At 52.8% G+C, this 25,282-nt stretch carries 30 protein-coding genes; all 30 read right to left on the reverse strand.

Features of this window, described 5'->3' with window-relative positions; all coding sequences use genetic code 11:
- Positions 1–47 precede the first annotated feature (47 nt).
- The 30 genes from ACI1P1_RS02110 to fliJ all read right to left on the reverse strand — a co-directional run bounded on the left by ACI1P1_RS02110 (position 48) and on the right by fliJ (position 25,281).
- Complete coding sequence (locus ACI1P1_RS02110) at positions 48–563, reverse strand: hypothetical protein (RefSeq protein ID WP_416214690.1); 516 nt, start codon at positions 561–563, stop codon at positions 48–50.
- Positions 550–1,113 carry a hypothetical protein gene (locus ACI1P1_RS02115; RefSeq protein WP_416214691.1) on the reverse strand — a complete coding sequence of 188 codons (564 nt, stop codon included), beginning with the start codon at positions 1,111–1,113 and terminating at the stop codon, positions 550–552. The genes ACI1P1_RS02110 and ACI1P1_RS02115 overlap by 14 nt, the downstream gene beginning before the upstream one ends.
- A gap of 42 nt (positions 1,114–1,155) precedes the next feature.
- Positions 1,156–1,485 (reverse strand): hypothetical protein, encoded by a 330-nt coding sequence (locus ACI1P1_RS02120; protein WP_416214692.1) that lies wholly within the window; start codon positions 1,483–1,485, stop codon positions 1,156–1,158.
- A gap of 15 nt (positions 1,486–1,500) precedes the next feature.
- Positions 1,501–2,910, reverse strand: a complete 1,410-nt coding sequence (locus ACI1P1_RS02125; protein WP_416214788.1) for a DUF342 domain-containing protein — start codon at positions 2,908–2,910, stop codon at positions 1,501–1,503.
- A 21-nt stretch (positions 2,911–2,931) separates the two neighbouring features.
- Positions 2,932–3,687, reverse strand: coding sequence for a FliA/WhiG family RNA polymerase sigma factor (locus ACI1P1_RS02130; protein ID WP_416214789.1), 756 nt, complete (start codon positions 3,685–3,687; stop codon positions 2,932–2,934).
- Between the two features lie 50 nt (positions 3,688–3,737).
- A complete protein-coding gene (locus ACI1P1_RS02135; protein WP_416214693.1) occupies positions 3,738–4,151 on the reverse strand; it encodes a hypothetical protein in 414 nt (137 codons plus the stop codon).
- Positions 4,152–4,153: 2 nt separating this feature from the next.
- On the reverse strand, positions 4,154–4,648 hold the full coding sequence (locus ACI1P1_RS02140; RefSeq protein ID WP_416214694.1) for a chemotaxis protein CheD: 495 nt from the start codon (positions 4,646–4,648) through the stop codon (positions 4,154–4,156).
- Positions 4,645–5,265: a chemotaxis protein CheC gene (locus tag ACI1P1_RS02145; RefSeq protein ID WP_416214695.1), complete on the reverse strand. Its 621-nt coding sequence runs from the start codon at positions 5,263–5,265 to the stop codon at positions 4,645–4,647. Before ACI1P1_RS02145 ends, ACI1P1_RS02140 begins: the two co-directional genes overlap by 4 nt.
- Positions 5,266–5,730 (reverse strand): chemotaxis protein CheW, encoded by a 465-nt coding sequence (locus ACI1P1_RS02150; protein ID WP_416214696.1) that lies wholly within the window; start codon positions 5,728–5,730, stop codon positions 5,266–5,268. It lies immediately after the preceding gene.
- A 24-nt stretch (positions 5,731–5,754) separates the two neighbouring features.
- Positions 5,755–7,824 (reverse strand): chemotaxis protein CheA, encoded by a 2,070-nt coding sequence (locus ACI1P1_RS02155; RefSeq protein WP_416214697.1) that lies wholly within the window; start codon positions 7,822–7,824, stop codon positions 5,755–5,757.
- A gap of 88 nt (positions 7,825–7,912) precedes the next feature.
- On the reverse strand, positions 7,913–9,169 hold the full coding sequence (locus tag ACI1P1_RS02160; protein WP_416214698.1) for a protein-glutamate methylesterase/protein-glutamine glutaminase: 1,257 nt from the start codon (positions 9,167–9,169) through the stop codon (positions 7,913–7,915).
- Positions 9,170–9,215: 46 nt separating this feature from the next.
- Positions 9,216–10,094 carry a MinD/ParA family protein gene (locus ACI1P1_RS02165; protein ID WP_416214699.1) on the reverse strand — a complete coding sequence of 293 codons (879 nt, stop codon included), beginning with the start codon at positions 10,092–10,094 and terminating at the stop codon, positions 9,216–9,218.
- On the reverse strand, positions 10,087–11,487 hold the full coding sequence (gene flhF, locus ACI1P1_RS02170; RefSeq protein WP_416214700.1) for a flagellar biosynthesis protein FlhF: 1,401 nt from the start codon (positions 11,485–11,487) through the stop codon (positions 10,087–10,089). Before flhF ends, ACI1P1_RS02165 begins: the two co-directional genes overlap by 8 nt.
- Positions 11,484–13,517 (reverse strand): flagellar biosynthesis protein FlhA, encoded by a 2,034-nt coding sequence (gene flhA, locus ACI1P1_RS02175; RefSeq protein WP_416214701.1) that lies wholly within the window; start codon positions 13,515–13,517, stop codon positions 11,484–11,486. The genes flhF and flhA overlap by 4 nt, the downstream gene beginning before the upstream one ends.
- Before the next feature lie 21 nt (positions 13,518–13,538).
- Complete coding sequence (gene flhB, locus ACI1P1_RS02180; RefSeq protein ID WP_416214702.1) at positions 13,539–14,636, reverse strand: flagellar biosynthesis protein FlhB; 1,098 nt, start codon at positions 14,634–14,636, stop codon at positions 13,539–13,541.
- A 42-nt stretch (positions 14,637–14,678) separates the two neighbouring features.
- Positions 14,679–15,461 (reverse strand): flagellar biosynthetic protein FliR, encoded by a 783-nt coding sequence (gene fliR, locus ACI1P1_RS02185; protein ID WP_416214790.1) that lies wholly within the window; start codon positions 15,459–15,461, stop codon positions 14,679–14,681.
- 10 nt (positions 15,462–15,471) lie between these two features.
- A complete protein-coding gene (fliQ, locus tag ACI1P1_RS02190; protein ID WP_416214703.1) occupies positions 15,472–15,741 on the reverse strand; it encodes a flagellar biosynthesis protein FliQ in 270 nt (89 codons plus the stop codon).
- A 37-nt stretch (positions 15,742–15,778) separates the two neighbouring features.
- Positions 15,779–16,534, reverse strand: a complete 756-nt coding sequence (gene fliP / locus ACI1P1_RS02195) for a flagellar type III secretion system pore protein FliP (RefSeq protein ID WP_416214704.1) — start codon at positions 16,532–16,534, stop codon at positions 15,779–15,781.
- 2 nt (positions 16,535–16,536) lie between these two features.
- Positions 16,537–17,154: a flagellar biosynthetic protein FliO gene (locus ACI1P1_RS02200; protein WP_416214705.1), complete on the reverse strand. Its 618-nt coding sequence runs from the start codon at positions 17,152–17,154 to the stop codon at positions 16,537–16,539.
- Positions 17,155–17,182: 28 nt separating this feature from the next.
- Entirely contained in the window at positions 17,183–17,545 is a 363-nt protein-coding gene (locus ACI1P1_RS02205; protein ID WP_113019117.1) for a response regulator, read from the reverse strand.
- Positions 17,546–17,569: 24 nt separating this feature from the next.
- A complete protein-coding gene (fliY, locus tag ACI1P1_RS02210; protein WP_416214706.1) occupies positions 17,570–18,883 on the reverse strand; it encodes a flagellar motor switch phosphatase FliY in 1,314 nt (437 codons plus the stop codon).
- Positions 18,873–19,874: a flagellar motor switch protein FliM gene (gene fliM / locus ACI1P1_RS02215; RefSeq protein ID WP_416214707.1), complete on the reverse strand. Its 1,002-nt coding sequence runs from the start codon at positions 19,872–19,874 to the stop codon at positions 18,873–18,875. Before fliM ends, fliY begins: the two co-directional genes overlap by 11 nt.
- A 40-nt stretch (positions 19,875–19,914) precedes the next feature.
- Complete coding sequence (locus tag ACI1P1_RS02220) at positions 19,915–20,394, reverse strand: flagellar basal body-associated FliL family protein (protein ID WP_416214708.1); 480 nt, start codon at positions 20,392–20,394, stop codon at positions 19,915–19,917.
- 1 nt (position 20,395) lies between these two features.
- On the reverse strand, positions 20,396–20,617 hold the full coding sequence (locus ACI1P1_RS02225; RefSeq protein WP_416214709.1) for a flagellar FlbD family protein: 222 nt from the start codon (positions 20,615–20,617) through the stop codon (positions 20,396–20,398).
- 98 nt (positions 20,618–20,715) lie between these two features.
- Positions 20,716–21,537, reverse strand: a complete 822-nt coding sequence (gene flgG / locus ACI1P1_RS02230; RefSeq protein ID WP_416214710.1) for a flagellar basal body rod protein FlgG — start codon at positions 21,535–21,537, stop codon at positions 20,716–20,718.
- Between the two features lie 108 nt (positions 21,538–21,645).
- Positions 21,646–22,026: a TIGR02530 family flagellar biosynthesis protein gene (locus tag ACI1P1_RS02235; RefSeq protein WP_416214711.1), complete on the reverse strand. Its 381-nt coding sequence runs from the start codon at positions 22,024–22,026 to the stop codon at positions 21,646–21,648.
- Positions 22,023–22,469, reverse strand: coding sequence for a flagellar hook assembly protein FlgD (flgD, locus tag ACI1P1_RS02240; protein ID WP_416214712.1), 447 nt, complete (start codon positions 22,467–22,469; stop codon positions 22,023–22,025). The genes ACI1P1_RS02235 and flgD overlap by 4 nt, the downstream gene beginning before the upstream one ends.
- 37 nt (positions 22,470–22,506) lie before the next feature.
- A complete protein-coding gene (locus ACI1P1_RS02245; protein WP_416214713.1) occupies positions 22,507–23,835 on the reverse strand; it encodes a flagellar hook-length control protein FliK in 1,329 nt (442 codons plus the stop codon).
- Positions 23,836–23,876: 41 nt separating this feature from the next.
- Positions 23,877–24,812, reverse strand: a complete 936-nt coding sequence (locus tag ACI1P1_RS02250) for a magnesium transporter MgtE N-terminal domain-containing protein (RefSeq protein WP_416214714.1) — start codon at positions 24,810–24,812, stop codon at positions 23,877–23,879.
- 28 nt (positions 24,813–24,840) lie between these two features.
- On the reverse strand, positions 24,841–25,281 hold the full coding sequence (gene fliJ / locus ACI1P1_RS02255) for a flagellar export protein FliJ (protein WP_416214715.1): 441 nt from the start codon (positions 25,279–25,281) through the stop codon (positions 24,841–24,843).
- Position 25,282 lies beyond the last annotated feature (1 nt).

Genomic DNA, 25,282 nt, shown 5'->3' on the forward strand with positions numbered 1-25,282 from the left:
AGGATATGCAAAAACCCCGGTTGCCTCCTTGGGAGACAGCGGGGGTGTCAGGTGGGGGGAAGTGTTGTCAAACGCGCGACCACGTCCTGGATATTATGATTGGCCCCGAAGCTGTAGAGCCCGGAGCGGATTTTCGTATTTAATTGATTGGACCGCAGCGCCTCATCGAATGCCTGCTTGTCGCTGATCACTCCGCTGCGGAACAGGTAGTCGGAGACCATGGAGGCCGACATTCCCTCGGTGATAAAGACGGTGATTTCCTTGCCCGGCGCCTGGGCTTTGGCCGCCTCCTCCGCTCTGGCTGCCGCAACAGCCTTGGATACTGAATCATCCAGCTCGTTTTGCTTGTAAAGCTTGATCCCCTTGTCATAGACCTGGAGATTCAAGGCATCCGCCTTATCCCGGATCTCCTGGGCGGTCAGCTGCGGGGCGGAAGACGGGATTCCGGGCTCCGGGAGAACCGGCGTGCCCGCTCCTTTGGCCGAGATCATCAGCTGCAGCAGCAGGGCGCCGGCAATCATACCGGTGCCCAATCCGTATTGGAAAGGCTTATTTTTTTGCATTTGCCTCCTCCTCCTGTAGGGCCAGCTGGATGATCAGATTAACCTCGCCTTTATTCAGGCCGCACTTGCGGGCAATGTAATCCACCGATTTGCCGTCATCATGAAGACGCAGCACTTCCTCGTAACGCCCACGGATGCCCGCGGCGGGCTTCTGCGTCTCCTCCGGAACCGGAAGCGGCTCCGGCTGGGGAAGGGGCTGCGCTTGAGGCGTCACGGCGCTTCTGGCAGTCGCCTGCCCCGTCTCCGCGGTCATCAATACAAGACGCTTCCAGTCCTGGCGCTCCTGCTGAAATTCCTGCTCCAGCCGTTCCATCCGCTCGGTCATCTTGTGGAGGGATTGGTTATGGTTTTCCTTCATATGGGCGATGGTGTCCAGAAGCTTCTTATTGTCCTCCTCCAGCTCGGCCATAAACCCTTCCATGGTTTCCTCCACCTCCTGCATAATCTGCGGGGATTCGGACGGAGCCTGTTTTTTGGGTTTGGCGAACAAAAAGGAAAACACCAGTATGCATAACCCGATCAGAACTACATATATGTATGGCTCATTCATAAACCGTCACTTCCGCTTCTTCCGGCCGTAAGGCCCTTGTTTTCACAGGGACACATCCACATGATGGCCCTTGTAGGGATGCTCCGCCTGGACTGGAGTCTGGCTGGGGGAGGGGTCTGATGTGCCTTGGGAAGTTTGGGCGGCGCTGCCTTGCCTGCGTTTTTTCTCCTCTTGACCGTTGCGGATTGCGGATTTATCCGTTTCCTTCAACCCTTCGGCGCGCTTGCGGGCACCTTCTGCAGTCCGCTGCTGCACCTCGGCCAAGGCCATCTGGTCCACCTGGGGCTTCTGCTGGATTTCCCGCTGAAGCTGCCCGGCATCGGCGTTCTTATGTACGGCAAATGACATGTCCACCGCTTTGAGGCTCATCATTATCCCCCTCCCGCATTAAAAATTGGCTGTGGTTACAATATCCCCGCTTTCCATCTTAAAGCATACATGTGAGGCGGGGTCCTTAATAAACCGGGTGAACCGCCCGATTACGACCTTGGCTCCGCCATAAATCATCGAGGTGACCATCACCACTGCCTTATCCGTATCCTCCAGCGATTTTTCAATCACCAGAATTTCATCCTTAATGACCGACATGGCCTCCACTAGTTGCTTGCGGGTATGCACCAGCTTGATCCGCATGCTGAGGCGTTCGGGATTCAACTGTCCGTTGGCGGCCATTTGGTCCAGCAGTACCAGGGCTTTTACCGTTTTGTCCATATTATCCATATGCTCACGCAAGCTTTGCCGCAGCTGCACCAGCTTGTTCCGCAGCTCCGGAGCCACCCCCACCTCAATGGCGGTAATGGTGGACATAGAGTTGCCTACCGTCCGGGCCACAACCTTCTCGCCCGCTTGTACGGTGCCCCCGACAATCAGTCCCTTGGTCCCCTGGCAGACAACTGAGCGGCCGGCACGGACACTGGAGTGCATAATGCTTTGGGAGACGATAACATCCTCCCCCGCCTCCACGATGCCATCCTGGATAAACGAGCTTTTAATGGATTTCCCGGCTTTTACGCTGCCTTTATTCTGGCCGAGGATCCCTCCGCTGATTTCAATGGACCCTTCCGCCTCCAGCTCCGCCGCTTCTACCCCGCCGCTTATGCGGATGTCCCCTGCAGCCCGGACCTTAAAGCCGGGCTGCACATTCCCGCGGATGACAACGGAGCCGATAAAGTTAATATTGCCAACATTGAAGTCCACATCCCCGTTTACTTCATAGATGGGGAATACATTGATTTTATCACGGTCCGTTTTCACCACAACACCGTCGATAGCCGCGTAGATGCCGCTTTGCTCGGCATCGGTAATCACGTTTTTCCCCAGCTTGAAGCGCACTTCCTTGCCGGTTCGGGCAAACAGGGGCTCGCCTGTAACAGCTTTGCCGTTTTTGCCCTCTTCGGACGGAATGCGGCGGGCGATGATTTGGCCTTTTTGAATATTGTTAATGGATGTTACTTCTTTATAATTAACAGTCCCATCCTCACGTTCCATGGGTCTTTTTGTTTTCGTATCCAAATCGAAGACCCATTCCATATAGCCGTCCTTGCCGTCTACAGGCTCTTCTCCTGAAGCCACCATTGTTTTTCTTGCAAGAAAAGGGCCGGCATCCCTGGCGATCTGCTCCAGTATTCCCTGATCAATGCCATAAACAATGTGATTATTCTTCAGAAGCTCTTCCAATTGGGACAGCTTGCACGAAAATCCCTGCTCCACGTTCGTAAAATGAACAAACGCCTTCAGCTTGTCGTTGGAAACCGTAAGGTTCACGTAATATTCCAAAGGCAGGACCTGCTCATCCATCATCGCACCTTCTTCCGACACTCATGAATTCTGCATTAATTGTAACTTGAACCGGCTTAAACCACCACGCAGCCGGAGAATGGCCTTGGAATGAAGCTGGGATATTCGAGAAGGTGAAAGAGACATGACTTCAGCGATTTCGCTTAGGGATAGGTCTTCGAAGTAAAAGAGGGAAACCACTGTCCGTTCTTTTTCCGTCAGGCGTTCAATAGACTTGGCCAGCATTTCCTTGAGGAATACCTCGTTGACGGTATCCTCCGGTTTGGCAGCCCGTTCGTCAACCAGCAAGGACAAGCGGGTCTCCGCTTCCTCATCCCGGATGGGATCATCGAAGGATCCGATGGTCGTGACGGCAATGTCTTGAAGCATCTGCTGGAATTCGGGAATGGAGATCTGAAGATGCACGCTCATTTCCTCGTCGGAAACCGAGCGCAAATATTGTTGCTCCAATTTTTGGTATGCGTCTTCCACCTTCTTGGCTTTCTCCCGCACGGAGCGGGGAACCCAATCACCCTGTCTGAGCCCGTCGATGACGGCACCGCGGATCCGCCAGGAGGCGTAGGTCTCAAACTGCAATCCGCGCAGGTAATCAAACTTCTCCACAGCATCGATGAGACCGAGTATGCCGTAGCTGTTCAAATCTTCCTTGGAAACATTCCGCGGAAGCCCGATGGCTAACCGGTTGCTGACGAAATCCACCAGCGGCAAGAAAAGCTCAATCAATTCCTTCTTGGCTTCAACCTTGCCTTCTTCCTTCCATAAGCGCCATAGCTCCATATGGGAAATTTTGGATGTTTTATGCTCCATCAAGGTCAAGGTTCACCACCTTATTTATCAGTCATCTGGCGTAATGCCTTTACTGCGTCCTCGGTCCGGTGCTCCCCGAAATCGGTGGAAAGCTTGGGCGGATTCAGAGGCGTAAAGCCGGTGTCGGTTTCTGCCTGGGGTAATACGGGCGAATCATCCTCCGGTGTGGCCAGGTCAATCCTTGTTCCTCTTACTTCTTCCTCCCGCTCCAGCTCCCGGCTAACGGCTTCCGCCGCCGATTCCGGAGTATGGGCGGACTGGGCGATAAGCCCCAGCAGCCAACGAGCCAAAAACGTGATTAGAAAAAGAAAGATAAAGCTGTATAGGCTCTGAATGAATGCCGTCTTCAAGATGTTTTGCGGCATGGAGAGGGCCAAGGTGCCCGCAAAGCCGATTAATCCCGTCACAAGGTTCCATTTCATGTTTCCGGCCATGGCTATATTTCCTTTACTCCGTGTTGTACACTGCGGATCATCAGCTTTCCGGTCGTGCAATCAAACTCAATGGTGCGTCCGTAGTTGCCGCCGGTATCCTCAGACAGAATCGGGATCCGGTAGCGGGCCAGCATTTCCTTGCAGGAATCCACATTCCGGGGACCGATCCGCATGGTGTCGCTGTTGTTGGAGAAGGCGAACATTTGTGCGCCCCCCGCCATCTTGGCTTCCATCCGGCTGACCGCCGCTCCCAGCTTTTCCATCTTGGCAATCATGTCGGGAAGTGCCGTATCCGCATATTTGGCGATGTTAAGGCTCCCTTCCTTGGCAATATCCGAAGACGGCAGCATCACATGCGCCATACCGGCGATTTTGGTTCTGGCGTCATACAGCGTAACGCCGACACAGGAGCCGAGACCCGTCGTCTTCAGAATGCCCGTCGTGGCGGCCACATTCAAGTCTGCCATTCCAACCTTGATAATTCCGTCTTGGGTCATTCGTGAGGCACTCCCAACGCTACAAAAATTCTGTCAAAGGACTCAGGATCGGGAATCAGGAAAAAATGCCCCTCCACTTCATCTTTGCCCTCCAGGAATGCCGTATCAATCAACAGTGCGTGGTCCCCCATCTCCCCGTACTGCAAAAGGCCGTAGGTGAGAATCGCACCGGCCATATCAATGGCAAGAGACGGAACGGTCGGCTGCATATTAAGATTGGTAAAATCCGCAAGAGAGGAAAGATAAGACCCGGCCAGAATATTGCCGATTTCATTCAGTGCAGAAAGCTCCATTTCCGAATAAAATGCATCGTTTTCCACTTCAATGCCAACAATCTTCCGCAAGAGCCGTTTGGCGGACTCCTGTGTCAGGATAAAAAACATGTTGCCCGGCGTTTCACCATCAATGCGCAAGAAAATGGCTACAACCACCTGTTCGACACCGCCGACGCTTTCGGCAATCTCCTCAAAAGGCACAATCCGCACCTTGGGCACCATCATGTCCACAGGCTTGTCCAATAATTTAGCGAGGGCAGTGGCCGCGTGGCCTGCGCCGATATTTCCGACTTCCCTCAGAACGTCCAGCTGCAAATCGGCAAAAGGCCTGAAATCGCTCACTTACTCCGCTCCTTCCAGCTCTTCCAATTTCACAATTTCGCTCTTGTTCAGAACCTCCTGCAGGTTCAAGAGCACCAGAAGCCGGTCTCCGAGCTTGGCCACACCCTGCAAATACTTAGCTCTGACCCCACCCACAATTTCCGGCGGATCTTGGATCGCATCACTGTCCACATCAATCACATCATTGGCGGAGTCCACAATCAGGCCTACCTCCATTTCGTTGACGACAATGATAACAATCCGGGAATTATCGGTATAATCCTGCTCCGGAAGCCCGAAGCGGCCGCGGAGATCGATGACCGGAACCACGACGCCGCGGAGATTGATGACTCCTTTGACGAATGAATAGGTTTTTGGCACCCGCGTCATGGGCATCATGCGTTCAATGGTTTTGACCTTCTCCACTTCGACGCCGTATTCCTCGTCGGCCAGCGCAAACACAATAACCTTCAGTTCAGCTCCCATGCCTCTTCCTCCTAATTGTTACCCCTATTTGATAAGTGCGTTGGTATCCATGATAAGTGCAACCTGTCCGTCACCCAAAATGGTGGCTCCCGATACGGCAAACACATTATTCAGGTATTTGCCCAGGTTTTTCAGCACGATCTCCTGCTGTCCGATAAGCTCGGAAACACTTAACGCCGCCATTTTCTCGCCTTTTTTGATAATGACGATTTCCGTCTCGTCCCGCTCAGGCTGCCCGTTGTCCGGCACCTGGTAAATTTGCGCCAGGGATACCAGCGGAATCACCGAGTTGCGGTAATCCAGAAGCGGCACACCCTGAACATTGCGGATCGAGCTTTTGCGGATAACAGCCGTCTCCACGATGGAGGACAGCGGAATCGCATACTTTTCATCATTCACCCGGATGAGCATGGCCGAAATGATAGATAAGGTCAGCGGAAGCTGTACGGAGAATTTGGTGCCCTTGCCGGGTTTGGATTCCACCGCCACCACGCCGCCCAGGGATTCAATCTTGGTCTTGACCACATCCAGACCGACGCCGCGTCCGGAAATGTCGGAGATTTTGTCTGCGGTGCTGAAGCCGGAAGCAAACAGGAGAGCCGCCACTTCATCATCCGTCATACGCTCCGCCTGTTCCTCGCGGACGATGCCTTTTTTGATGGCAGTCTGGAGAACCTTCTGGCGGTTGATACCCCGTCCGTCATCCTCGATCTCGATGAAAACATGGTTTCCGCTGTGGAAGGCCCGCAGCCATACGGTGCCGGTTTCCGACTTGCCTGTTGCCACGCGGTCATCGATAGGCTCTACGCCATGGTCGATGGAGTTGCGGAGCAGATGCACCAGGGGATCGCCGATTTCATCCACAACCGTCCGGTCAAGCTCCGTGTCGGCTCCGGTAACCACCAGATCCACTTTTTTGTTCAAGGATTTGGCCACGTCCCGCACCATCCGCGGGAACCGGTTAAACACGGTATCCACCGGAACCATCCGAAGCTTCAGGACAATATTCTGCAGATCGCTGCTGACCCGGGCCATATGCTCTACAGTTTCCGTGAGCTCCTGGCGGCGGATTTCGCTGGCCAGCTGCTCCAGCCTCACCCGGTCGATGAGCATTTCGCTGAACAGGTTCATCAGCATGTCCAAACGGTCGATATCCACCCGGATGGTGCGGTTGGCCACAGGCTGATGGCCCGTTTTGGCAGCTGCCGGGGCCTGGGGTGCCGGGGTGGCTTCCCGCGCATTCGGTGCCTGTCCTGCCGTCGGTGCTTCGGAAGCGGCCGGAGCGGGAGCTGCAGGCTTTTCCTGCTTCTGCTCCTTCAGCTCCTTCAGACTTTCCTGATCGAACAAAACGGATTTAACGGAATCGATCTCTGACACATTGCCGATCATTTTGTCCAGCTCGGCTTGAGGCAGCTGGGTGACATAGAATACGGAAAAGACTCTGTCGAATTTCTCCTGCTCGATATCCTGAATGGAGGGGACGGATTTAATCACTTCCCCGTTCTGCTCAAAGATATCAAACACCATATAAGCCCGCGCCGCTTTCAAAACGCAATCCTCTCTAACGCCAACCTCGATGAAATAGGCGTTATGTCCAGCAGATACGGACTGCTCCAGCACGGAATATTGGAACTCGTCGATCTGCATAGCCGACGAGCCGCCGCCTCCTGCCTCAGCCGGTTGTGCCTCAGAGGCTGCAGGCTCCTTCGCATAATCTCCGGTTACGATGGATTTCAGAGCTTTGACGATATCGGACACATTGGCCTGGCCGGTGCCCCCTTCGATAATGTCATTGACCATGGTCTCCAGGGCATCCGTACTTTTGAAGAGGCAATCAAAAATGAATGAGTTCATGGAAAGCTTGTTATTCCGCACCAGATCCAATACATTCTCCATCTCGTGGGTCAGCTTGGCCAGGTCCTCAAAACCCATGGTTGCCGACATACCCTTAAGCGTATGGGCCGACCGGAAAATCACCTGGACTATGCTGATATCCTCGGGGCTTTGCTCCAGAGCGAGCAAATTTTCATTAATGGCCTGCAGATGGTCCTTTGATTCATCAATAAACATCGACAGATACTGATTCAGTTCCAATACTATGCACCTCCGACTGGTTATACCGCATTGTTCCCGCTTTTGCTCACCGGCGGGACAAGGGCCCTGCTCTTTAAGCGCTTATGGATCACTTCATTAACGCGCGTATCAATTGATTAGGGATTTCATGCACCGGCAGCAAGTGATCCACGCAGCCCAGCTCTACGGCAGCACGGGGCATGCCATATACAACGCAGGTTTCCTCGGATTCGGCAATGGTTGTTGCGGCTCCCTGATTCTTCAATTCCAGCATCGTCTTGGCCCCGTCGCTGCCCATACCTGTCATAATGACAATATGGCGCTTCAGCTCCTGCAGGGGCAGTACCGATTCGAACAGCGTATCCACGGAGGGCTTATGCCCGCCCCGCGGCGGTTCAGCTGTTATGCCGAGCCGGTAAACGCCGCCGCCCTCGGATATGACCCGCATCTGGAATCCGCCGGGAGCTATGTATGCGGTCCCTGGCTGCAAAATCATCCCGTCCTGGCCTTCCACCACCTGTATACGGCAATTGCTGTTCAGCCTTACCGCCAGGGAATTGGTGAAATTGGGCGGCATATGCTGCACGATAACGATAGGTGCCCCAAAATCCTCCGGCAAACCGGTAAGCACCTGCTGGAGCGCTCTTGGCCCTCCCGTTGAGGTTCCCAGGGCTACCAAATGCTTCACGGGCACTCTCGCAACGGGAGCTGCCGGCTTTACCGGCGGAGCGGAGGGTGGAACCGCCTTGGGTTCGGGCCGCGGCTGCGGGCGTTCAGCCTTGCGTTCCGGCTGCACATGGGGCCGCTGCTGCTTGGTCTGCTCCGCAGCAAGTGGTGCCGGAGGCATCATGGACCGGAGCCTGGGGGCTGCGGGAGGCTCTTTTCGCGGTGGTGCTTTCGGCGGAGCCGGATCGGCCGGAGGCGGTGCCCCCACTGCCGGGAACGATGAATTCAACCGCTTTATATTGGATTTGACCGCAATTTCCAAACGCTCATGGAGCATTTCCTTAACCTTGAACAAATCCAGGGAAATGGAGCCGGAGGGTTTCTGCACGAAGTCAATGGCTCCGGCCTCCAGCGCCTGAATGGTTTCCATAGCCCCTTCCTTGGTTAACGAACTGAGCATAATCACCGGAAGCGGATTTTCCTTCATAATCCGTTTCAGCGCTTCAAGGCCGTTCATTTCCGGCATTTCCACGTCCATGGTGATGCAGTCCGGCTGCAGTTCTTTGGCCATCTGTACGGCCTCCACACCATTCTTGGCTGTGGCGATCACCTGGAAGTCCGGATGTTCTCCAACGAGATCCGAGACAATTCTTCTCATAAAAACGGAATCGTCAACCACTAAAACCCGCTTTTTCGTCATCCCGGTCCTCCCCCTCTGGTTAGCAATAATATCTGTGATTGGAGCCTTACTTCATAAGCCTCATCATTTTGGACAGGAACCCCTTCACACCCGAAGCCGCGCCGGCATTCTCTACAGGTCTGCCCTGCACGTACTGGTCGGCAATCTCCTGCAGATTCCGCGAGGCAGGTGAATGGGGATACGCAACAGTGAACGGAATCTGCCGTTTCACCGCTTTGGAAATATGATTGTCATCGGACACAAAACCCATGGTGGGAATATCCATCTGCAAAAACTTCTTCGCCACCAGTGTTATTTTATCTGCAGTCTGCTTGCCTTCCTTGGGTTCGGTCACCCTGTTGATGATAAGGCGGAAATTGATCCCGGACTGCAGGTTATTGACCATTTTGATAATTGCATAAGCATCGGTAATGGAAGTAGGCTCAGGCGTCGTGACCACGATGGTTTCCTCCGCCGCCAATATAAACTTCAGCGTTTCCTTGGATAACCCGGCGCCGGTGTCGAAGAGGATCACGTCGCAGTGGCCGTTTAATTGGCTGACCTGCTCCACAAAATAATTCAGCTCCTCTTCCTTCAGATCAAGAAGATCATTGAAGCCCGAACCGCCGCCGATAAACTCCAGACCGTTGTAGCCGGTATGGATAATCTCCCAGATGGTTTTTTCTTTTTTGAGCAGATGGTACAGGTTGTATTTGGGGGTGACCCCCATCAGAACATCGATATTGGCCAAACCAATGTCCGCATCGAATACCAGCACCTTCAACCCCTTAGCCTGGAGCGCCAGAGCGAAATTCAACGTAAAATTGGATTTTCCTACCCCGCCCTTACCGCTGGTGACCGTGATAATGCGGGTTTTTCTGCCGGCGCTGCGGGCCAGCTCACGCTTTTGAACCAAGTCCCGGAGCATTTGCGCCTGGTCATTCATCTGCCTGTTCCCCCAGTATCAAGGCGATCAGTTCATCCTCGCTCACCACATTGAAGTCGTCAGGGACATTTTGCCCGGTCGTGATGTACGACAGCGCCAACGGATATTCATGAAGCAGATTGAGAATGGGACCGAAGGTCTCCGTTTCATCCCTTTTGGTAAGAAGAACCTTATCCAGCCTGAACCGGGAGAAATTTTCGGCAACAGCCTTCATGTCTTTGTATTTCATGGTCAGGCTCAGCACCAGGAAGGTTTCGCTTCTGGGATCGCCCTGCAGAAGAGCATTCAACTCGGATACATACATTTCATTGCGGAAGTTGCGTCCGGCGGTGTCCATGAACACAATATCGCATTCCTTCAAATTATCGAAGGCCTTCTTCAGATCCTGGGGTGAAAATACTACCTCCAGCGGAATGCCCAAAATGGTGGCATAAGTCTTCAACTGCTCCACAGCCGCAATCCGGTATGTGTCGGAGGTGATAAAACCCACCTTCCGGCGGTGACGGAGCACCTGCTCGGCCGCCAGCTTGGCGATGGTGGTGGTTTTGCCTACCCCGGTTGGACCCACAAAATGGGCGATGCGGGTTTCAGGTTGAAGCGGCTTACGCGGATGATCACCCAAAATCTGTTTGAGCCTCTCCGCAGCCAATTGGTTCGCGCGCGCCGGCGTTAAACCGTCCTCTTCTTCCGTCAAACCCTCTTCAATTGTTGTAACCACCTCTTTGGCCAGCTCGGGCAGGATCTCCTGCTCCAGCAGCCTCGCTTCAAGAGCGGCCAGAACCGGATCGGGCTCCGGCAGAACAGCACCTGCGCGGGAAAAGTTCTTCATCATCAGCTTCATAGCCCGGAGCTCGCTTAATACCGGGTCCTCTGCCACGGGCTCCTCCAACGGCTTTCTGCGGGGCTCCGCGGCAGATTTGAGGGGCACTGCAGGAGCTGTCGCGGGAACGGGAGGCACGGGCGCTGCGGAAGCGGACGCCTGCACAGATTTGGCGCCATATGCCGCTGCACCCAAACTCATGGGCACCACCGGACGCGGCGCAGGCTCCGGTTCAGCCGGTGCGGACTGCTTGCCAGCCAGACGTTCGATAGATTCCAACAATTCGGCCGTCCTGTCCTCCTTGGCGGTCCGCGGCTGCTCCAATACAGCGACTGGGGTGGCAGACTGCGGGGTGACGGCACGTTGAACCGGTGCGGTCTTCGGTTTGGATTCGGCTTTGCCAAGGGCATCCGTCGCTGCAATCACTTCGATTTTTTTCTTGCTGAATAACCCTAAAAACCCGCCTGAGCGGATTTCTTTGGTATTCAGAATGACGGCATCCTTGCCTAAATCCGTCCGAATTTGCGCAAGGGCGTCGGGCATGGAATCTACAACATACCGTTTTACTCTCATAGATTCACAACTCCCATGCTTTGAATTTCGACATTTGGCTCAAGCTCGCTGTAGGACAATACCGGGATATCCTGCAAGGTCCGTTCAAGCAGCTGGCGCAAATACATGCGGATGGTGGGTGATGTCAGAATGACGGGCTGGAGTCCACCCTGTACGGCTCTTGTCACCTGCTCATTCAGCTTGTGGAAGATGGTCTGGGAGGACGACGGGTCAAGAGCCAGATAAGAGCCCTGATCCGTCTGCTGCACCGATTCCGCAATTTTCTTCTCCAAGGACGGCCCTACCGTAATCACCTTCAGCGCATCCCCGCCGCCGGCGTATTGCTGGGTAATCTGACGGGATAAGGCTTGTCTCACATATTCGGTCAGAATGTCATGATCCTTGGTGTAGCCGCCATAATCGGCCAATGTCTCCATTATCGTTACCAGATCGCGGACAGATATTTTCTCCTTGAGCAGCTTCGAAAGGACCTTCTGCAGATCGCCAACCGTAACCACATTGGGGATTAGCTCGTCCACCAAAGCCGGGTAGCTTTCTCTGACATTCTCCACCAGCGCCTTGGTTTCTTGACGTCCGATGAGCTCGTGGGCATGGCGCTTAATAATCTCGGTCAGATGGGTAGCCACCACGGAGGGCGGATCCACCACAGTATAACCGGACATTTCGGCCCGTTCCTTCGTTGAATCATCGATCCACAGGGCAGGAAGGCCGAAGGCCGGCTCCATGGTCTCAATGCCTGAGATGGACTCATCATCAAAACCCGGGCTCATCGCCAAGTAGTGATTAAGTAGTAATTCACCACGGGCCACTGAATTTCCTTTAATTTTGATGACATATTCATTCGGTTTTAATTGAATATTGTCGCGAATTCGGATAACAGGCACAACAATGCCTAATTCCAGCGCACATTGTCGACGGATGAGGATAATCCGGTCCAGCAAATCCCCGCCCTGCTGGGTATCCGCCAGCGGAATCAAGCCATAGCCGAACTCGAATTCGATGGGGTCCACCTGCAGCAGGCTGATAACACTTTCCGGACTCCGTACCTCTTCGATCTGCTGTTGCTCCTCTGCCTTTTCATCCTCCACCAGCTTCTGGTTCAGATTCTTCTGCAAGCGGAAGGCACTGAAGAGAATAACGGCGGCAACGGGGAAGGTAATCAAAACCCCGATGGGAGTAGCGATGCCCAAAAGCGCGATGGTACCTGCCACAACAAACAGAAGCTTGGGATTCTGCAGCAGCTGCCCGGTAAGGTCGGAGGCCAGGTTGCCCTCCGAGTTGGCCCGGGTCACAATCAGACCGGAAGCAGTCGAGATCATCAGCGCGGGAATCTGGCTCACCAAACCGTCACCGATGGACATTTGGGTAAAGAGACTGGCTGCTTCCGCCACGCCCATACCATGGTAAATCATCCCGATAATCAGACCGCCGACCAGATTGATGATGAGGATAATGATACTGGCGATGGCATCGCCCTTAACGAATTTACTGGCACCGTCCATGGCGCCGTAGAAGTCGGCTTCCCGTTCGATCTTCCGTCTTCTCTCCCGGGCCTGTGTTTCATTGATCATACCTGCGTTCAGGTCGGCATCAATACTCATCTGTTTGCCGGGCATCGCATCCAAGGTAAACCGGGCCGCAACCTCAGCCACCCGTTCGGAGCCTTTGGTGATGACGATGAACTGCACAACAACCAGAATCAGGAACACAACAAAACCCACCACCAGATTGCCCTGGGCCACAAAACCGCCGAAGGTTTCAACCACTCTGCCGCCGTCGGCATGGCTCAGGATATTCCGGGTGGTGGATACGTTCAAGGCCAGTCGGAACAAGGTGGTAATCAGCAAAAGTGACGGGAAGATGGAGAAGTCCAGTGCTTCCTGGGTGTTCATCGCGACAAGAAGAATCATAAGCGCAAGAGATATATTAATGATGAGCAGAACGTCCACTACATGCACACTGACAGGAACGACCATCATCAATACAATTCCGATTACGCCCAAAAGCACCGTTAGATCTTTCACACGCATGATGAACATCCTCCCTTCCCGTTATTTTGCCTTGCCTTTTAAGCGGTACACATATGCAAGCACTTCCGCCACAGCCTGGAACAGCTCTGCCGGGATCGTCTGGCCAATCTCGACCTGATCGTACAAGGCTCTGGCCAACGGCCTGTTTTCCATGGTGATAACCCCGTTTTCCTTGGCGATTTCCTTAATCTTCAATGCGACGAAGTCGGTCCCCTTGGCCACAACCCGTGGCGCATCCATTTTACCGTTATCGTATTGAATGGCGACGGCAAAGTGGGTTGGGTTGGTGATGACCACATCCGCCTTAGGCACATCCTGCATCATCCGGGCCAACGCCATCCGGCGCTGCTTTTCCTTGATTTTGCCCTTGATCTGCGGGTCACCCTCGGATTTTTTATATTCATCCTTGATGTCCTGTTTGGACATACGGAGATTTTTTTCGTGTTCATATTTCTGGTACATATAATCGAAAAGACTTAAGATCACAAGAGCAACGCCGATTTTGATGCCCATCATGACAGTGAGCCGGGCCACATAAGCAAGAACATCGGTTAGCGGCATACGGGCCAGATTGATCAGGCTTTCCTTCTCCCCCCAAAGGGAGGAATAAACCAGGTATCCGATCAGAATCAGCTTCAGCAGCGTTTTCCCGAATTCCACCAGCGCCTTGAGGCTAAACATCCGCTTTGCCCCTTCAATGGGGTTCAGCTTGCTGAATTTAACCTTGAAGGCTTCACCGGTGACAAGAAATCCGACCTGCATATAATTGGCGAGAATTCCGATAAGAACAGTAACAGCAAAAATCGGAGCCAGCATAATAAGAATTTGAGCCATCAGGTCCGTCATCAGAGGCATGACATTGCTCATACTGATCTCAGTGGTCAAATAATCCTTTAATGTGCCCTGCATCAGCAGGAAGATCTTGTCCTTCAGAAAACCGCCGAACATGAGCAGCGTCATAAAGCAGAACAGCAGGATCAATGCTCCCGGCAGGTCATTGCTTTTGGCCACCTGGCCCTTTTTACGGGCATCCGCCCGTTTTTTCGGTGTGGCCTTTTCGGTCTTTTCTCCGGCAAACAGCTGCAGGTTCAGTTTGTAGCGGAATGGAGTCGTTGCCACGCCCTGTCCCCTCCTTGATTCTTCGCGCTTATTCCGGCATTGTCAGGGTGACCCGGACAAAAGTGTCATGAATTTTTCCATAGCGGTAAAAAGTGCAGTAAACACCATTTCGAAGATCGATAGCATCCCCGGGAACAAAAAGACCAGAAGGATCAGTCCGATAATAATCTTCATCGGAACCCCAATCACGAAAATGTTAAACTGAGGCGCGGTTTTGGCCAGAATCCCCAGTCCCACATCCGTCAAAAACAGCGCTACCACCAGAGGAGCGGCCATTTTGAAGGCGAGGCCGAAGGAATCCGTAAAGGTTCTGAGCATAAAATCAACCATATTGTCGCTGTACATCCGGGCAAACACATCATTCTGCAGCGGAATCCAGCTGTAGCTGTCATGGATGGCCGTCAGGAGAAGATGATGACCGTTGAAGGACAGGAACAACAGCATGGCCAGCATATATTTCATATTGCCGATAAGGGGTGATGAGGTCCCGGTCATCGGGTCCAAAATGTTGGCCATTGACAACCCCATCTGCATGTCAATGAAGGAGCCGGCCGTCTGAATCACTGCAAAAAACATGTAGCCGATAAAACCAAGCAATAAACCCACCAGTATTTCCTTGAAGATGGAGAGCACATACAGCCCATCCATCGGCACCGGCTGCAATCCCAAACCCGAAAAGGTCAGGAAAGCGACAAAAACGGAAAAGCCGATTTTGAAGGACGTCGGGACATTTCGAGAAGAAAATACAGGTGCTGTGACAAAAAAAGCTGTAATCCGACAAAAAACAAGCATGAAACCAGAGAAGGATTGCAGAATCAGTTCCATGTTCATCTGCTTATCCCGCGAATTGATGCAAATTATTCAAAAGGTTGTAGGTGAATTCTACCAGAGTGGTCATAATCCACGGCCCAAAAATCAGGATGGAAATGAACACCGCCAAGATCTTCGGAACAAACGCCAGGGTTTGCTCCTGAATCTGTGTGGTAGCCTGAAAGATACTGACCACCAACCCGACAACCAGGGCAATAACCATCATGGGGGCACTGGCCTTCAGCACCGCATACATGGCTTCTCCGGCCAGCTTCATTATATATTCTGGACTCAAGGCTTTATCCTCTCCTTACCGATCAAACGACGAAACGTTAACCATAGCTGAGCAATAGCCCTTTAACAACCAGATACCAGCCGTCAACCAGGATAAACAGCAGGATCTTAAAAGGCAGCGAGATCATGACAGGTGGAAGCATCATCATCCCCATTGCCATCAGAGTGCTGGCAATGACCATGTCAATAACCAGAAACGGAATAAAAATAATAAAGCCCATCGTAAACGCCGTTTTCAGCTCGCTGATAACATAAGCCGGAATCAGTGCAGTCAAGGGTGTATCATCGATACCCTCGGGCCTCTCGGCCTTGGAAAAGTCCAGGAACAGCTTCAGATCCTTCTCATGCACATGCTCACCCATAAAATGCTTCAACGGCACAGCCGCCTGCTCCAGTGCCTGCATCTGCGTAATTTCTCCGCGAGCATAAGGCTGATAAGCCGTTTGGTTGATTTCGCCGATGGTGGGCGCCATCACGAAAAGCGTCAAAAATAAGGATAGTCCGATCAGCACCTGGTTGGGTGGCATCTGCTGCGTACCCAGTGATGTACGGACAAAACCCAGCACGATGACAATCCGGGTAAAGCTGGTCATCAGCACCAATATGGATGGCGCCAAGCTCAGTACAGTCAAAAGCAGGATAATCGAGATGGTGCTGGAGCCCCCTGCCTCCCCGCCTCCGTTGCCGATGCTCAGATTAATGTCGGGAATCGGATCCGCGGCAAAGGCGATGGATGAAAAGGCCAAACCTGCGAAACAAAACAAAACAAGCAAAGCTAGCATTTTCTTATTCATGATTAGTCATCCAGCCGATCATGTGGGTTTTGGCGGTCCTCGGTGATAAGCTCCTCAACCTTTTTCTGCCGGTTGGCCATTTTCATCATTTTTTCCTGAAAAACAGCCTGAAAGGAAGGCGTCACATCCAGCTCCTCGGAGCTTGGCCTGTTTTTGTCGAATCCCTTCAACCAGCCGCCTACGGAGGAAAATGTGCCGGTGCCGGCAGCGGGGCTGGCGTGGAGATTATCCAGAATGTATCGGATCTCCGCTTCATCCGTAATTTTATCCACAAGCCCCACTTCTTCACCGACTCCCAGGACATACAAGGCATTGCCGATCTGCACCAGCTGGACGGATTTGTTCTGTCCCAATCCGACGCCGCCGATGGTCCGCAAGGAGCGGTCTGCCCGGAATAACTTCCCTTTTTGGGATACGGTCTTCATTATCACAAGGAAAATGCCGATAATGACAACGAGAAAGAGAATGACCTTCAGAATCATCCAAAAAACGGATAGGGAGCTGCCGCCTTGAAGATCGGGCATCCCGTCAATCTCCTGCGCATAGCTAATTCCTGCCGTCATGGAAGCATGCAGAACGCATGCCCCCGCTGCCAAAAGCCCCTTACATACCCTCTTCATGCAAATGCCTGCCTTCCCGCTTGGGAAATTAGCCAAGCGTTTTCTTGATGGCTTCAATTACGCGGTCAGCTTGGAACGGCTTCACGATGAAATCCTTGGCGCCTGCCTGAATGGCGTCGATAACCATAGCCTGCTGGCCCATGGCGGAGCACATAATCACCTTGGCGTTGGCGTCGATTTTTTTGATTTCCTTCAAAGCGTTAATGCCGTCCATTTCCGGCATGGTAATATCCATGGTAATCAGATCCGGGTGAAGCTCCTTATAGCGTTCGATTGCCTGGGCCCCGTCATTGGCTTCGCCGCATACCTCGTATCCGTTCTTCGTCAGAATATCCCGGATCATCATTCTCATAAATGCTGCGTCGTCCACAATCAAAATACGGTTTGCCATTAGTAATATCCTCCTCGAGAGTAATTATTGAAGTTTTTGGATACGATCCCATTGATTGATGATGTCGGTGACGCGAACGCCGAAATTCTCGTCAATAACCACCACTTCACCCTTGGCAATCAGCTTGTTGTTCACCAGAATGTCTACTGGTTCGCCTGCAAGCTTGTCCAGCTCAATGATGGAGCCTTGCGACAGATCCAGAATATCTTTGATCACTTTTTGTGTTCTACCCAACTCTACCGTGACTCGGAGGGGAATGTCCAGCAAAAGATTTAAATTGGAATCATCCGGGATCAAATTGTTCGGATGATTAAAATTCGTGAATTGTACCGGCTGCACATTCACATTCCGGTTCGGCGCGGAGTATGCTGCTGCCGCCGCTTGCTGCTGTCCGGGATACGGAGGCATCATGGGTGGCTGCGGATAACCGGGCTGGCCATAGCCGGGCTGCGGGTACCCGTAAGGCGGCTGCTGATACGCTGCCGGATCCGGGTAAGCTTGCGGCTGCTGATACGCTGCTGCTGGCTGCTGCGGTGGCTGCTGCGGCTGAGGCGCAGGCGCTGCTGCCGGTGCGGCATGGGCCGCGGGTGCAGGCGCCGCCTGCTGCTTCTGCGGTGCGGACGGCGCAGGTGCTACCGGCTCCGAGCTAGTTCCGCCCATCAATGTGCTGACCATGTCACTGGCGAATTTCACAGGCAGGAGCTGCATGATGGAAGAGTCGATCAAATCTCCGATGACCATCCGGAAGGAAACCTTGATGTACACCTCTTCGTTCGGAAGAGTTTCCATACCGCCATTAGCCAAATCCATAATATCGATACCCGGCGGCGAAATGTTCACAAAGCGGTTGAAGATGGTGGACATGGAGGTGGCCGAGGAGCCCATCATTTGGTTCATGGCTTCCTGTACGGCGCTGATATGAATCTCATTCAGCTCACCGGCCGGATTGGTGCCGTCTCCGCCCATCATCAAATCCGCTATGATTTGCGCATCCCGGGTTTTGATCACCAGGAGATTGATCCCGTGGAAGCCGTCCACATAATTCACATGCACAGCCACATGAGGCTTAGGAAATTCATTATGAAGCTGTTCCCGGAAAATGACATCCACCTTCGGCGTGGTAATGTCCACTTTTTTGCCCAAGAGTGTGGAAAGGGCAGTTGCTGCGCTGCCGAATGTGATATTCCCGATTTCGCCTAGAGCATCTTGCTCGATATCCGATAAATAATCCTGTACGGAAGGCGCTTCCTGCGCAGTTTGTGCAGCTGTGTCATCGGAGGACTGCCGAAGCAAGGCATCAATTTCCTCCTGGGACAAATAATCCTTATTATTCGCCATTTTGTTCCTCGGCTCCTTCTTCTACAATCTCCGAAATTTGAACAGCTACCTTGCCCTTAAGCGTTCCGGGACTGCCGATAAACTTTAATTTTTCCCCTACCAAAATATGAAGGCCTTGCTCCACAGGCTTGGTTAGCGGTATAACATCCCCCACAGAGAGATTGAGAAACTCCTTAACGGATATCTCGGAATGGCCCAGCTCAGCGATAATCGGAAGTTTGGCTTTGGTTACCCGCTGCTTCAAGGCATCCGCTTCATCAATGGACTTGGACTTCTTGTGAGTTACAAACATATGGTGCACGGACAATCTTGGCATCACAGGCTCGATCACCACATGGGGAATACACAGGTTGATCATGCCGGTAGTGTCCCCGATCTTCGTGCTGAGGGAAATCAGGGCAATGGTGTCATTAGCGGAAGCGATTTGCATGAATTGCGGATTTGTCTCCAGAGCCTCCAGCCGCGGATACAAATCCGACACGGTTTTCCACGCTTCCTGCAATGTATCTAACGCGCGGCTGAAAATCCGTTCCATAATAATGGTTTCGATTTCAGTCAAGGCATTGATTTTCGAAGGGGATATGCCTGTCCCACCCAACAAGCGGTCAAGCATGGCAAAAGCGACGTTGGGATGTACCTCCAAAACCATCCGACCCTCCAACGGCTCCGCTTCAAAAATGTTCAGGATTGTCATTTTGGGAATGGAGCGGATGAACTCATCGTAAGGCAGCTGCTCCACCTGCACCACATTGATCTGCACAAACGTGCGCAGCTGTGTGGAAAAATATGTGGTCAACAGCCTGGCGAAGTTCTCATGAATCCGGGTGAGACTGCGCAGATGGTCCTTGGAGAACCGCGTGGCGCGCTTAAAGTCGTACGCCCGCACTTTTTTCTGCGTCTCTTCCTTCTTCAGCTCCTCCGCATCCATCTCGCCGGAGGACAAGGCCGCCAGCAGGGCGTCGATCTCATTTTGCGAAAGTACGTCTACCATATCGTCACCTCCTCGGATACTTCCTGTCCATAATCATCGGCTACTCCACATAATAATCCGTAAGGGAAATGGAGACCACTTTGCCTTCAGAAAGCAATTCATTGATTTTGTTCATCAGGGTGGAGATCAGGAATTCCTGGCCTTTGCTGCCCTGAATCTGTTCGGCTTTCATGTCAGCCAGGGTTTGGATGACAATACTTTTCACCTGGAACACAATGGTTTCGAACTCTTCCTTGCTTTTTTTGTTATCCAGGGTAAACGCGAAGCTTGCTTTCACCACACGGCCTTTTTCTGCCAGGTTAGTCAGTACGTTTTCCATAAAAACGGTCTGTGCCTTAACCTGGGCCGGTGTGAGCTTTTTGCCTTCCACTTGGCTTACCGAAGCTTTGGCTGCCTCCTGCGGATCAGACGGCTGGCTGTTCTTGTCCATCACAGTCCATAACGTGAAGAACGCCACCAAAATCAGGGTAATCACAATGAGCATGGCGATAATGATCATAAACAGTTTGTTTTTAAACACCTTAAGACCCCTCCAACTCCGAGCTCATGATCGTCCCCCGTACTCCGCCAATAGCCGACAAAAAGTTCTGCACCAAGCGTATCACATCTGAAACGTCGTCGAGAACCATAAACTTTTTTCCTGTCGTTAATGTAATCACTGTGTCCGGAGTATCCTCAATCGTCTCGATCAATAGAGCGTTTATGGTAATAGGCTTTCCGTTTAACCGTCTGACGGTGATCATGCCATCCCTCCTGCGGCTCTTACATCGTAAGCATTAAACATATAAAGGATGTACCGGAGGGTTTTTGGGCCCTCCGGTAAATCAATTATTCATAGACGTTAACGCTTCAGGTTAACTACTTCCTGGAGAATTTCGTCTGAGGTGGTAATAATCCGAGAGTTCGCCTGGAAGCCGCGCTGGGCGACGATCATCTCGGTGAATTCCGCAGTCAGATCCACATTGGACATTTCCAGCTGGCCGGATACGATTGCGCCGGTGCCGGTTGCAGCATTGTTAGCAGTGGCTCCCGCCACATCCAGCGTTCCACCCGGATTGGCGTTGGGTGTAACGCGGTACAGATTGCCGCCGATTTTCTCCAGACCGCTGGGGTTAGCTACCTTGGCTACGGCAATCAAAATGCCAGTAGGAACAGAGGTGCCGTCCGCTTGAACCGCAATGATACTTCCATCATTAGCAATGGAGAAGGCAGTAACATCCTCCCCAATGACGATAGGCGCACCTTCGGAATCGAGAACCCGCAGACCGTCCGCATTAACCAAGTTCCGTTCGGTGTCCACGGTGAAATTCCCCGCCCGGGTTAAGTAATTATCTTCTTCTCCGGCCCTTACCACGAAAAAGCCGTCGCCGTCGATCCGCAGATCGGTGGGCACGTTAGTGGTCATGGCGCTGCCCGGAGTATGGATGGTATCGATGGAGCTGAGTGCAACGCCTAGGCCGATTTGCTTGGCGTTCACACCTCCGGATTCGTTTCCGTTCGGCGCCGTAACTCCGGAAACCGTTTGGCTCAAGATATCCTTGAACATCACGCGGCCACCCTTAAAGCCTACGGTATTAACATTGGCGATGTTGTTGCCGATGACGTCCAGCTTGGTTTGAAAGCCGCGCATACCGGAAACGCCGGAATACAAAGATCTAAGCATAAATTCATTTCCTCCCCGAATGCTTCAATTGGCAATTTTTGATGTGACAGGCTGTTTGCTTCCTTCGATCCGCAAATCAGGCTTCCTGTTCGGGCCGGCCCTTTCCTGTCACGATACAACCACGGCACTATCGATATGAGTAAAAACATTGTCTCTCAAATTGTCGCCGTCCATGGCGGTAACGATGGTCCTGTTGCGCACATTGGCAATGAGTGCAAGATCATTCATGATCAATAAGGAATCCTTGGCGCCTTTGGCAGCCGCCTTATCCAGGGCAGACCCGATCTTCCTTAATTGCTCGGGCTCCAATTGAATTCCCCGCTGCTTCAGCCTGAGTTCGGCATGATGACTGAATTTGAGGGTTTCCTCCTGAAGCACCTGCTGGAAGCTTTTATCCGGAGCGCCTGCACCGGGCTTGGAACCGACCCTGACATTGCCGGGAGGGAGAGTGGCGGGATACATCTGACCAATTTTCATATTGTCCATCATGATGTGGTCTCCGCGTTCTCAATTTTTGTAATTTTCTCCAAAGACACTTCTACGCCGTCCACATTGGCATACTGAACACCTTTTTTGAAGCTGATGGATTGGACAATGCCGCTGTCTTCGGTTTCAGAACCGCCGGAATCCTTGCTTGTCCATGTGATGGATTTGCCAATCAATCCGGAGGCCATTCCCAGGGATTCACGCAATGCTTTCATTTCCGTCGCCATATTGGTCAACTGCTCTACAGAGGAGAACTGCGCCATCTGGGCGATGAATTCCTTATCCTGCAAGGGCTGCATCGGGTCCTGGTTCTTCAACTGGGTAATCAGGATTTTAAGAAACTGGTCCTTCCCCAATTCGCTGCCGTTGGTTTTCGCCGCTTTGCTGACGTTGGAGGAGGAATAATAAGGCCATACATTCTGGGTGGATATAGGAGAATCCGCCATTGTTTACACCTCCTTTTCACAAGACGGAGCCAGCCATCTAGGCGATCACGTCAAAGCCATCTTCCTCGGAAGTCTCTCTGCGCAGAATAGCGGCTGCTTCAACAGCATACTCCTCGTTTCCATCACGGGCCTGTTCCCGGTTGTGAGAGCCCGGCTGCCTGGATTGCTGCTGCCCGCGCGGGTCCTGGAACATGCTGGACTGCAGGGAAGGACTTTGGGCGACTTCAATCTTCTCCACTTGAATACCCTGGCTTTGCAGCATGTTGCGGAGCTGGGCCAGCTGGGATTCCAGCGCATCCTTGCCCATCGCGGTCTGTGCGGCGAATTGAGCCACCAGCTGTCCGTTGTGCAGGGTGAGTCTCACGTCCACATGCCCCAATGCTTCAGGCGTCAAAGAAAGTCTCGCTTCGGTTATCCCGTTGCCGGTTTGGACACGGAGCTTGCCAAGCATAAACTTGCTGATATCCTCCGCCAGCTGTCCTGCACGTACCGGGACGGACTCTGCGGGAGCCTGGGTTCTATCAAGCAGGTGTCTCCCGTTAACGGGTGCTGTGCTGAAGGGTCCCTCTTGGGTGTCACCGGACTCTTGACCGGATTCGGCTTGCTCCTGCGGTAAGGTCTGTGCGCCTTTGCCGTTATCGGCCAACTGGATAGGCGTATGTCTGGCTGCCAGCATCTCCAGCCGGGAAGCGGCTGTGGAGGGCAGTACGGTAAACGTTACGTCGGCGGACTTATTGGCACCGGCTTTACCGTCTTCCAATGTATGCACAGGCAGGGTCTGCTCCGGCTGATTGCGCTTCGTCAGAATTGCAGCCAGCTTATCCTGGAGCTGATTCAGGAAGATCTCATTCGGATGCTGATTCAGCGCTTGGACAAATTCCTTCAGCACCACTTGCGCCTGGTGTGCGTTCATAGCCGGAGCGGCTGTGGATTCTCCCTCCGCCTGATTGGCAAGAGTTGACGCATCCTCCGGGTTCAAAACCGCCGCGGGCAACAGCTGCATGCCTTGCAGGAGAAGTGCCGCCTGGGCCAGCCAAGCCTGCATATCCTCATCTCCAAGATGCTGCTCCAGCAAATCCGGATTGTCAGCCAATTGCTCCAGCAGCTTCACCAAAACCTCCGAATCGGGTCCTGCCAGTATGGCTGCCGACTCCTCAGAGCTCATCCCGGCCAGCAAACCTGCCAGCAGCGTAGACAAATTGGGGAGTGTGCTTGTTTGAGCTTGGGCGCTTGTACCGCCGATGACCTGCACCAGCATTTGGCCAAAAGCATTGCTGCCCGCTGCTGAGGCGGTTCCAGCTGCAGTCCCTTGAACGGCTCCGGTATTTCCCGGCATAGTCATGACCAATGGGGTAATCGTTGTCATTTTCGTTTTCACCTCCTTTCATGGGCTGGTTCTAATTTGAATTATGGAGCCAGCTTGGATGCAATGACCGGAGCGACTTCCTTAAAGTTGTCTGACAGATAGGTCATTACTTTGGAGCGCCCCGCCACATCCATACTGTTCAGGATCTCAACAACCTTGGCGGAGTCCGTTTTATTCATTTCTACCAGAAGCTCAGCAGCACTTTTGGGCGTCATGCCGGCAAAGGTCTGACCCAGCTCCTGCTTGGTCATGGCGCTTGACGGGGTGGTAGCGGCCGTTTTGTTCAGATCAAGACGCTCCTGGAGGGCGGCGATTTGCTTGTCCTTGGCCGGAACTGCATCCTTCAGATAGATGGAGGCTTCAGCGGCTTTTTTGGCGTCCATTTTCTCCAGAATGCGGACCCGGTCGTCCGTCTTCATCTCAGAAAGCAGCAGCACCTGCTCCTTCAGGGTCAGATTCTGCATAATAGGCGCAGCCTTGCTCGGCGACATCTTGGCATACATGGAAGCTGTCTCGGTAATCAGCGCCTGATACTCTTCGTCGCTTTTGGCCGCACTTGCCTTCTGCGCTTCCAAAGCAGCAACCTTGGCCTGCAGATCCTTAATGGTCTGCTCCTTATCCTTCAATGTCTGGGTGCTGCCGGCCAATTCGGCCGTCTGGGCTTCCAGCTGCTTCTGCAGGGCAGCCAGTTGGGCGGAAGCCTCGGTTGCGGAAGCCTCAGGTGTGCCTTCGGTATGGGCAGCAGTCCCCTGCGCAGGCGCCTGAGCTTCCTTGACCTCTCCCTTGGGATCAGGGAGAATGGCGGACAAACCCGGCACTTTATTCCCTATTTTCAAGAGCTCATCCGTTGCACTGTAGCCAAACAAGGAGAAGAGCGCCCCCATCAGCACCATCGTGAATACAATGGGGATAAAAAACCAGTATAAAAACCGTTCAAACGCGCTGAATGTCGGCTTTTCCGCCTCCATCTCCATCATTTATGCACTTCCTTTTGTCCAAGATCTATTATCCATGGCTGGCTTTGTGCCGCATGGTGGCCATTTCATCCAGGACTTCCTGCTCCTTCTTCAGCACCGTAGCCTGATGAAGCAGATATGCCTTGTTGCGGGCTTGATCCCAAACCTTTTCCTCCACCATTTTGGAGGAGAGAATACCCCGCTTTTCTACTACGTCCTTTTCGGCCAGCCGGACATCTGCCGTTTTGCACCGGATTCTGTTATTCAGATGATCCAGATAATACTGGTAATTCATCAGCTCCGAGGCGGTAGTATGCTGTGCTGCCGAGACGAGCTCAGTTTCTACACTGTTTTTTTCGGAAAACAAGGTGGAAAGGCTCTCCTCCTCTTCCCGGAGGTGGCCGATGGCACCGGACAATACCCATTCAGCCTGAGTCTTTTCATTGGATTTCAGATCCACAATCTTCTGGAAGGTGTACTTAAACCGCATC

The organism is Paenibacillus mesotrionivorans (genome assembly GCF_046098205.1).
GTDB classification, from domain to species: domain Bacteria; phylum Bacillota; class Bacilli; order Paenibacillales; family NBRC-103111; genus Paenibacillus_AR; species Paenibacillus_AR mesotrionivorans.